General features: G+C 42.5%; 10 protein-coding genes and 1 pseudogene. All 11 read left to right on the top strand.

Features of this window, described 5'->3' with window-relative positions:
- Nucleotides 1-125 precede the first annotated feature (125 nt).
- The 11 genes and pseudogenes from Bealeia2_RS09285 to Bealeia2_RS09235 all read left to right on the top strand — a co-directional run bounded on the left by Bealeia2_RS09285 (nt 126) and on the right by Bealeia2_RS09235 (nt 9,360).
- Nucleotides 126-1,337 carry an MFS transporter gene (locus Bealeia2_RS09285; RefSeq protein WP_331256753.1) on the top strand — a complete coding sequence of 404 codons (1,212 nt, stop codon included), beginning with the start codon at nt 126-128 and terminating at the stop codon, nt 1,335-1,337.
- A gap of 67 nt (nt 1,338-1,404) precedes the next feature.
- Nucleotides 1,405-3,003 carry a hypothetical protein gene (locus Bealeia2_RS09280; RefSeq protein WP_331256752.1) on the top strand — a complete coding sequence of 533 codons (1,599 nt, stop codon included), beginning with the start codon at nt 1,405-1,407 and terminating at the stop codon, nt 3,001-3,003.
- Between the two features lie 10 nt (nt 3,004-3,013).
- Complete coding sequence (locus Bealeia2_RS09275; RefSeq protein WP_331256751.1) at nt 3,014-3,349, top strand: hypothetical protein; 336 nt, start codon at nt 3,014-3,016, stop codon at nt 3,347-3,349.
- Between the two features lie 154 nt (nt 3,350-3,503).
- Complete coding sequence (ubiG, locus tag Bealeia2_RS09270; protein WP_331256750.1) at nt 3,504-4,244, top strand: bifunctional 2-polyprenyl-6-hydroxyphenol methylase/3-demethylubiquinol 3-O-methyltransferase UbiG; 741 nt, start codon at nt 3,504-3,506, stop codon at nt 4,242-4,244.
- A gap of 160 nt (nt 4,245-4,404) precedes the next feature.
- Nucleotides 4,405-4,632, top strand: a complete 228-nt coding sequence (locus tag Bealeia2_RS09265; RefSeq protein WP_331256749.1) for an enoyl-CoA hydratase/isomerase family protein — start codon at nt 4,405-4,407, stop codon at nt 4,630-4,632.
- Nucleotides 4,633-4,679: 47 nt separating this feature from the next.
- On the top strand, nt 4,680-5,303 hold the full coding sequence (locus tag Bealeia2_RS09260; protein WP_331255279.1) for an IS607 family transposase: 624 nt from the start codon (nt 4,680-4,682) through the stop codon (nt 5,301-5,303).
- Entirely contained in the window at nt 5,287-6,483 is a 1,197-nt protein-coding gene (locus Bealeia2_RS09255; protein ID WP_331255280.1) for an RNA-guided endonuclease InsQ/TnpB family protein, read from the top strand. The genes Bealeia2_RS09260 and Bealeia2_RS09255 overlap by 17 nt, the downstream gene beginning before the upstream one ends.
- Nucleotides 6,484-6,528: 45 nt before the next feature.
- Nucleotides 6,529-7,377: pseudogene (locus tag Bealeia2_RS09250) on the top strand (enoyl-CoA hydratase/isomerase family protein); the annotation flags it as partial.
- An 18-nt stretch (nt 7,378-7,395) separates the two neighbouring features.
- Nucleotides 7,396-8,286 (top strand): 3-hydroxyisobutyrate dehydrogenase, encoded by an 891-nt coding sequence (gene mmsB, locus Bealeia2_RS09245; protein ID WP_331256748.1) that lies wholly within the window; start codon nt 7,396-7,398, stop codon nt 8,284-8,286.
- Between the two features lie 71 nt (nt 8,287-8,357).
- Nucleotides 8,358-8,711 (top strand): hypothetical protein, encoded by a 354-nt coding sequence (locus Bealeia2_RS09240; RefSeq protein WP_331256747.1) that lies wholly within the window; start codon nt 8,358-8,360, stop codon nt 8,709-8,711.
- Between the two features lie 190 nt (nt 8,712-8,901).
- Nucleotides 8,902-9,360, top strand: a complete 459-nt coding sequence (locus Bealeia2_RS09235) for a MarR family winged helix-turn-helix transcriptional regulator (RefSeq protein WP_331256746.1) — start codon at nt 8,902-8,904, stop codon at nt 9,358-9,360.
- Nucleotides 9,361-9,399 lie beyond the last annotated feature (39 nt).

Genomic DNA, 9,399 nt, shown 5'->3' with positions numbered 1-9,399 from the left:
CCTTTCCAATATCCTCACTCAAAAATTTTCATGAGGTGGCCCTGACAGAGATGCAAGCTGTCATAGACAAATCTTACGGAAGTGTATAAAAAGAACTGCAAGCCCTTTAAGAGAGTTTTTTGACCTTGGAAATTACGAAAGCCCCTGTTTTTCATCCCCACATCCCTCGGGCTGTCTGGGCCCTTGGACTTTCCTCAATGTTGAGCAAAATTGCTTCTGTAATTAATTATAGTATTGTTCCTCTTTATATCAGTAATGTGTTGGGCGCCTCGACCATGACTGTGGGTGTTTTGGAGGGTTTTGTTGAAGCCCTCTCTCTTTTCTTGCGGATGTTCTCAGGATCCTTAAGCGACATTATACACAAACGCCGCAACATTATTGCTGTGGGATATGCACTTTCTATTATTTCAAGGCCTTTTATAGCCCTTTCTACCACGGTGGAAGGCGTTTTTTTTGCGCGCTGTTTGGATCGCGTGGGAAATGGGTTTGAAGCCTCTCCACGAGAAGCACTCATTGGTGATTATGCTCCCAAAAACATTAAAGGGGCCTGCTATGGCTTGCGGGAAACTTTGGGAAGATTTGGCTCAACCATTGGGTCTATTATTACTATTGGACTTTTGTGGTTTACTGCCAATAATTATTCTTTCGTCTTTTTCTTTGGGATGCTTCCCACCTCATTGGCTTTGTTGGTTTTGATCCTTTTTGTCAAAGACAAGCCACCTCAAGAATTAAAAGTCAAAGCCGAACGCTTAACATTTACAGAATGGAAAGCCTCAATCCGAAAACTTCCCATGAGCTTTTGGTTGATTATTTTCATGAGTGGCAACTTTATGCTTGCAAGTTTTAATAGTTCTTATTTGGTTCTCCGGACAGAATCGACAGGGCTTCCCAGTTACATGATCCCCATTGTCATGGTGACTCAAAATCTCGCAACAAGCCTTTGCGCATATCCCATTGGTTTTCTCTCGGATAAAATGGACCGCAGAATTTTGGTGGGTATTGGATTTTTGTTTGTGGGTGCGGCTAACTTTTTCTTGGCCACAGCATGGGGTCCTGCGGGCGTGCTTTTCGGTGTTTTCTTGTGGGGACTGCAAGTCGGTATGACCCAAAGTTTACTCGTCACATTAATTGCCGATACTTGCCACCATGAAGCGCGGGGAACGGCCTTTGGTATTTATTATATAGTTAATGGTGTTTGTATTTTAAGCTCGAATGTCCTTGTGGGCTTTTTGTGGGACTATATTAGTCCCGAAGTTGCTTTCATGGCGAGTGGCTTCATCGCCACAGTTGCTTGTCTTTGGTTGCCATTTATTCACAAACCCCAACGCAAACATTAAAAATCAGTTAATATTTGGTAAAATTTTTACTAAATATTATAGGCTTTCAGGGAGCTGGGGATTTGAAATGAAAAAACGCGTGTTCACAAAAAAATCACAAAGTTTACTTGCACTTTTGTGCACACTTTCAGGCAGTGCCACACAGGAAAAACCAATTGAAAAAATGATGGCACCCACCATTACTCGGGACACAACCTCGCTTCTCCCTGAACAAATTGCAATTCTCAAAGTTGAAGATATTGGAAAGCTTCGTTTGACCTCAAAGGATACAAAACTGCATCAACTGACATTGACCCATCAAAAAGATGCCATTTCCGCACAAAGAGAATTGGCGCAAATTCAAAACAAGCTTGAAAACGCCAATCGCAATAGTTTTAAAATGGCATCCTCCTATCGCAAATTTTTAGAGAGGTCAGATCCTGCAAAAGCCGAAAAGAAATTAACTGAACTGCAAAGTGCAATTGGAAAAACCACAGCCATCACCACCCAATTGCAAAGTCTCCATGAAAAATTAAATAACTTTTACGCAAGCACGAATGCAGATCTTAAAAACGTAAATGCAACCCCACAGGACCGGTCCAACCTGTCTCTTCTGAAAGAGTCAATTGAAAAGCTCGCTATTCTGACTCATGACGTTATGGAGATGACGGTAGGTCTCAATTCGCGTCAAGAACATTGGATTGGTCAAGAGCGCGTACGTGGGGCCCAATCCTCAAAATTCATGGGAAAATCATATACCTCTTTGGCGACACTTCCTCCATTTCCTGTGGTAGAAACGGGCCCCGATTTTTTGAAGAAACTTTCTGAAGCTCAAATCCGAAAAGCCCACATCCTGAGCCAAACACACAAATCCTCAACGTCATCCTTGCATGCCAATGAAGCGCCTAAAATTACGCCTCCGCACCCTATAGCGAAAATCTCAACCGCCCCGATTGCTTCAGTTTCATCTCCAAAGCTGGGAGCAAAAACGGCAAGTGCGCCGCCACAAAAACTTGAAGAAAAAGTAGCTGTAACTCCCGCTCCCAAAGAGACGGTTGATCCAAAAAAGGCTGACATGCAAATGGCGATGGGGGTGAAAAAGCCACCAGTTCTCGAGAAAAAAGTTGTTGAGGCCTCGGCGCCTGAAATAAAGTCTTCAGAAACTCACTCTCAACCGGTAATCCGAAAAATTGCGGAAGGACATCATAAGGCGCCAATAAAAATAGCATCCCCTCAATCTCACTTACCAGAGGGGTCCCTTGCACCACTTCCTAAGGCGGAGGTCAAAACGGCTGCTCCGATTATGTCCGTTGAAGCTCACGATGATACGTCGCCTCCCTCAGAAAAGATCATGGTTTCTTCTGAGCGCTTATCTCTGGCTGCGACTGCCCAAAGTCGACCTCCCTTGGCTATTGTGGATTTGAAAAAAGAGAATGCGCCTTATAAATGGTACACTTACGCCTCCGTTAATCGTGCTTTGGATACTGACCCGCAGGCTCATTTTGATGTTGTGGTTGTCTCGAGTCAGGCCAAACCTGGAAATGGAACTCAAAAAGGACAAGAGGTAATCGCAACTCTTTCTGAGATGGGTATTGATTCGTCGAAGTTCCAACTGAGGGAAGCTTTTGATGAGGCGATTACAAGCCCCCAAATCCATATTTACACAACATCTTCCAATAAATCTTAGGGGGGATGTCATGAAAAATTTGGTCTGGACTTTAGCCTTTACGCTTCTTTCCAGCTCAGTAGCTTTATCAGACGCGACACTACATTTTCAGGCCGGAAAATGGACAGTATATAATAGTCCCATTGGAACAAGCTATACGTTACCTAGAAATAAGCTAAATGAAGAAGTTATCATTTATTATTATCCGGCCAATAGCAACTCTACAAATGGGGCTCCAAATTGTTTTTTAACGACGAAGCCCGGACTTTTTCAAGACGATGTGGAGTATTTTGTGGCGGTCTCTTTTCCACCGCATTGCACTCCTCCCAAGGATAATAGCTGTTGCATTTCAGTTAATAGAAAGTAACCCTTTTTCACTCCACATTGTCATTCTCTGAGATGGAGGAAATGACATTGTATTTTTTTTAATGAAAAATGAATTTCATGAAAAAACTGTTTTCTTAATGATGCACATTTACTCCCCTCTCTTATTCAGGTTATATTATATTGCTATGAATACAATGAGACACACAAAACTGATGACCGTTGATGCACGCGAAATTGAAAATTTCTCAGCGCATGCAGCGTCTTGGTGGGATGAAAAGGGAGCATTTCGTATTTTGCACCGCATGAATCCTTTGCGCCTTCAATTTATTATCGACAATTTAAAGGCCGAAGGTGTTCCAAATCTTGAGAAGATGAATGTTCTTGATGTGGGGTGCGGAGGAGGCCTTTTGTGCGAGCCGCTTGCGCGACTTGGGGCCCAGGTTACGGGCATTGATGCTACAAATGACAGTATTTCAATTGCCAAAACCCATGCTAGCGCCTTGGGTCTTAATATTAATTATAGATCTACAACGGCAGAAGATTTGGCATCAGAGGGGCTCAAATTTGATGTTGTGATTTCTTATGAAGTGATTGAGCATGTTGCCAATCCTGAGGCTTTTTTGCAGGCCTTAACCTCACTCGTTGCACCTCAGGGGCACCTTTTTCTCTCGACGTTAAATCGGACAGCCCAGTCTTATCTTTTTGGAATTTTGACGGCCGAATATATTTTGAAATGGGCACCCAAAGGGACGCATACTTGGGAGAAATTCATCTCCCCACAAGAGCTTTCACGCCTTTTGAACCTTCAAGGGTTTACGCCCTACGCAACTCAAGGATTGACGTTTTTTCCTCTTACACGATCTTGGAAACTCACCCCTGATGTTTCTATGAATTACTTGATGTATGCACGACCTGAGAAATTGGATCTCAGATAAGCCTTCACAATTCCACGGTTTCGTGAGCTTTATTGTCGAGACGCTAAAGGATATAGTTCCTGGATGCCTCCTTGACATTTTAGGGGGTTATGAGATTTAATTCCATTTCAAATGAGCCATTTCTTAAATAAATACAAAATTATAAAAGGATCTCCATCTCATGACATTGCTCCCTCTCGAAATTGAACGTCCAGAGCCAGAAATTCTCACACACGTTGAATCGGGGGTGGGCGTTATTACCCTCAATCGGCCGCGAGCTTTAAATGCTCTTTCCCTTGCGATGATTCGAGGGCTTTGGGAGACTTTGCTTGCCTGGAGGAATGATTCTCAAGTTCGTCTTGTTCTTCTTCAAGGGGCCGGTGAAAAAGCCTTTTGTGCGGGGGGTTAATAACTGCTCTTTAAAACCTATCTAAACTTGTATATAGTTATCCAATTATGGATAAGTTATTGAGTATCAGAGAAGCCAGTCGTATTCTTGGAGTGTCAAATGGCACATTAAGGCGATGGGAAAAAGAGAGTCGCCTTGTTCCCGAAAGAACAGCGGGAGGACAAAGACGTTATCCTTTATCTGCCTTGCGCCCTCATCTTGTTCGCACTGAAAAGATAGATAGAAAAACGCTTTGCTATGCTCGTGTTTCCAGTCACGATCAACGGCAGGATTTGGAAAGACAAAAACAAGTCCTTGAGATGTATTGTGCAGCTCAAGGTTGGAAGTTTGAGACCATTGCGGATCTTGGCAGTGGTATGAATTACAACAAAAAGGGTCTGAAGATCCTGATTAGTGCCATTTTAGACAGAGAAGCAGGTCGATTGGTTTTAACCCATAAAGACAGGCTGTTAAGATTTGGAGCAGAATTAATCTTTTCCATTTGTGAGATGAATCAGGTAGAAGTTGTGATTATCAATCAAGGGAAAGAACCCTCTTTTGAAGAGGAACTCGCCAAAGATGTGTTGGAAATTATCACTGTTTTTTCGGCCAGATTGTATGGTGCGAGAAGTAAAAAGAACAAGAAATTATTGGAAGGTCTGAAAGAAGCCTACGATGCTGTTAGTTCATAAAGTAGAATTGAAGCCAAATAATAAGCAGGCGACTTATTTTAGAAAAGCCTGCGGTGTTGCACGCTTTGCTTATAATTGGGCTTTAGATCAATGGAAGAAACAATACCAGAATGGTGAGAAGCCTACAGAAATAAGCCTGCGTAAACTTCTCAATGCTTGTAAGGCGGAAGAATATCCTTGGATGCAAGAGGTCACTAAAAATGCCCCTCAACAAGCCATCAAAAATTTAGGATCAGCTTTTAACCGCTTTTTCCGCAAACAGGGAGGATATCCCAAGTTTAAAAAGAAAGGAATCAGGGATAGCTTTAGAGCGGACAATGGTCCGCCCCAAAAAGGAGAGTCTGCCATTCGTGTGACAGGTAAAAAGATTCAAATTCCTTGTTTGGGATGGGTCAAAATAACAGAGAATTTGAGATTTCAAGGACAAATAAAATCCTTGACGATCTCAAGAGTTGCAGACCGATGGTTTGCATCCATCAGTGTTGAAATAGACAAACTGCCTCATGTACGCAAGAACCAAGGTATTGTGGGTGTGGATTTGGGTATTACAAAACTGGCAACTTTATCCAATGGCATGGTTGTTGAGGGAGCAAAGGCACATACCGCTTTGCTGAAGAAGTTAAAACGATCTTCTCGACAGCTATCTCGTAAAGATAAAAAGAGTATGAATTTTAAAAAGCATACTCAAAAACTGGCACGTCTTCACGCCCGAATCGCTAATATCAGACGTGATTATCTCCATAAGGCAACAACCGATATTGTCCTGAATCATCATGAAATTGGCATTGAAAACCTAAATGTCAAAGGTATGTCAGCGAACAGAAAATTAGCTCGACATATTTTAGATCAGTCTTTTTATGAATTCAGGCGTCAATTGGAATATAAGGCAGGTCTCTATAATGCTCAAATTTTTGTTGCTGATCGGTTCTTTCCGTCAAGCAAGCTCTGCCATAGCTGCGGATGTGTTTATGCGGATTTAAAGTTGTCGGAGAGACATTGGACGTGTCCACATTGCAACCAATCTCATGACAGAGATGTGAATGCAGCCCTTAATTTACAACGTTTATGTACGGGCAGCTCGCCCGAAACTTATGCCTGTGGAGTGGGAAGCTCTGGCTCATTTGCTCGTCAAATAAGTGAAACTACCTGCGTTGAATCAGGAATACAACACCATGCGTAACTTTAGTAAAATATGGTTAGGTTTGGATAAGTTTGTAAGAGCGGTGATATCCGTGCGGTTTATGATGCGGGAAAATCCGAAAAATTTGAGATTTGTGATGCGTTTTTTCGCGAAGAGTACATACTCAACACTCTCATTCACCAATATCCTAAGCCTTACATCTCCATGATCCATGGCATTGCCATGGGGGGCGGCCTTGGGGTTTCGGTTAATGGGAAATATAGAATTCTCAGCGAATCTGTCATGATTGCCATGCCTGAAACGGGAATTGGCTTTTTCCCCGATGTGGGTGGAACCACCTTTTTGTCACAAGCGCCTGGCAAAATGGGGCTATATTTGGCGCTTACAGGCGCACGCTTAAAGGCATCTGATTCACTTTATGCGGGGCTTGGGACACATCACATTCCCCACGCAGAATGGGAGAAGTTTAAACGTGATCTTCAAAAAACGGAAGATCTGGAAGGTCTTCTCAAAAATTATGAGAAAAAGCTTGCCCCTTCAGAACTCGCTCAAGAACAAAAACGCATAGATGATCATTTTGGTCGGGATTCAGTTGAAGCTATTCTCAAAAGCCTTGAAAAGGATGCATCTCTTTTTGGAGAGAGGACCTATGAAACCCTGAAATCAAAATCACCTTTAAGCCTAAAAATTGCTTTTGAGCAAATCATAAAGCATGACAAATCCTCTCCCTTCTTTGAGACAATGAAGCGAGAGTTTCGCATTAGCCAACATCTCATGCATTCTCATGATTTTTATGAGGGTGTGCGCGCCGTTTTGGTCGACAAAGATCAATCACCACATTGGTCGCCAAGTACACTTGAAGGGGCAACGTCAGAGATGGTATCTTCTTATTTCGCGTCTTTAGGCGAAAAGGAGTTGACTCCACATATTTAAAAACAGAGGGGACACCACATGACAAAAATCGCATTTATTGGCTTGGGACACATGGGGGGGCCTATGGCCGCAAATCTTATCAAAGCCGGTCATGAGGTGGTAGGATTTGATCTTGTTCCCGAAGCGCTTGAGGCGCTTGTGGCTCAGGGGGGAAAGGTTTCGCCTTCCCTTAAAGATGTCGTTGAAGGCGCTGAGCTGATTATCACTATGCTTCCCGAAGGGCGCCATTCTGCCTCCGTTTATTTGGGCGAGAGTGGCATATTCGAAATCGCCCCTGAAACGGCCCTTTTTTGTGATTGCTCCACAATTGATATTGAAACCACAATACGATTGCATGAAGATGCCCAATCGCGCGGCCTTCGGTTTCTTGATGCGCCTGTTTCTGGAGGGGTTGGAGGTGCTAGAGCAGGAACACTTACTTTTATGGTGGGGGGAAGTCCGAAAAATTTTGAGGATCTCAAACCCTACCTTGAGTTCATGGGAAAACGCATTGTTCATTGCGGCGATGGGGGCGCAGGTCAAGCCGCAAAAATCTGCAACAATATGGTTTTAGGTATTAGTATGATTGGCATTTCTGAGGCGTTTAACCTGGCGGAGAAACTAGGGCTCTCTGCTGATAAATTTTTTGAAGTGGCCTCCGGATCTTCTACCCAATGCTGGGCTTTAACAAGTTATTGTCCTTCTCCAGGTTTGGTAAAAACAGCACCTTCTAACAACCATTATCAAGCAGGGTTTATGGCGCACATGATGCTTAAAGATTTGAAACTTGCAAGTCACGCTGCCGAATCCACAGCCACGTCCTGCCCCTTGGGTGCTGAGGCGATGTCGCTTTATAATCTTTTCTGCAATCAAGGAGAGGGTGAAAAAGATTTCTCAGGAATTATCAATTTTCTGCGAGGTAATGGTTGATTTTCAACTTGTAGAAAAAATCACGGCATCGTAAGTGTGTGTAGTGTCAACAGCTCAGTATGAGGTTCCCCATGTCAAAATACATTACGTTATTTCTCCTCCTTCTTGCAGGATTCATATCAACAGCTCTAAATGCTAGTGGTGAAGATCAGGACATGCCTGGAATTGAAGGGAGTCAAACTACACCTGCCCGGAAAGCTTCCCCCACATTGGAGGAGCAAATTCAAGCTGAGGAATTAAGAGCTCAAAAGCTTAAAGAGGAAGAAATGCGGCAAAGGCTTGCTGCATTAAAACAGCAGAATGATCAAAAACAAAAAGATCTTACTATTGGCCAAAAAGTCGGCAAAGAAACGGATAGAGTTTTAGATCAAGCTGCTAATCAAGTATTACGTTTTGGAAATCATCTTAAAAAAAAGAAATTCTAATTCTATTTAGTTGGATCTCCTCAGACTTTTTAAAAAGCCTGAGGAGATTGATTTTTAACACTTATTTTTATATTTTCCTTCCCTAAAATTTTTTTAATCCTGTATTTCAAAAACTTTCCCGGCATTAAATAAAATTTAACCTATTTTTGGTTATAATTTTATTAAAGATGAATATAACGGGGGAAAACCGATGAAAGAAGGATACTTAGACCTGATATCGGCCATCGAGCGTCTCCATCGCCAGTTTATGGAAGTTGTGAGAATTGAGCTTGATCGGATGGAACTTCACGATATTAATAATGTCCAATGCTTCATTCTTTATAATGTGGGGCAAGATACAATGACAGTGGGGGAAGTTGCCAATCGTGGCTATTACCTGGGATCCAACGTTTCTTATAATCTCAAAAAGCTCGTGGAAAATGGATACTTTATCCAAGAGGCGTCATTTCATGATAGACGCTCGAGCAAGATTCGCCTTTCGGAAAAAGGCCTCGCTCTCTACAAAAGGATGGATGAAATCTATGAAGAGCACTCTAAAAATCTTGTGCATAATGGATTTTATGACAAAAATATTGAGGATACCGTCAAGCTTTTGCGCAGGCTTGAATCCTACTGGAATTTCATTATTAGTCACGATGTTCGGATGTAGGTGAGAGCAGAAAAAAGCTACGTTGCAAATTGGCGCAAT

This window comes from Candidatus Bealeia paramacronuclearis (assembly GCF_035607555.1).
GTDB lineage: Bacteria > Pseudomonadota > Alphaproteobacteria > UBA9655 > UBA9655 > Bealeia > Bealeia paramacronuclearis.
The sequence above is the reverse complement of the archived record's forward strand: the minus strand, read 5'-3'. Positions and strand labels throughout refer to the sequence as shown.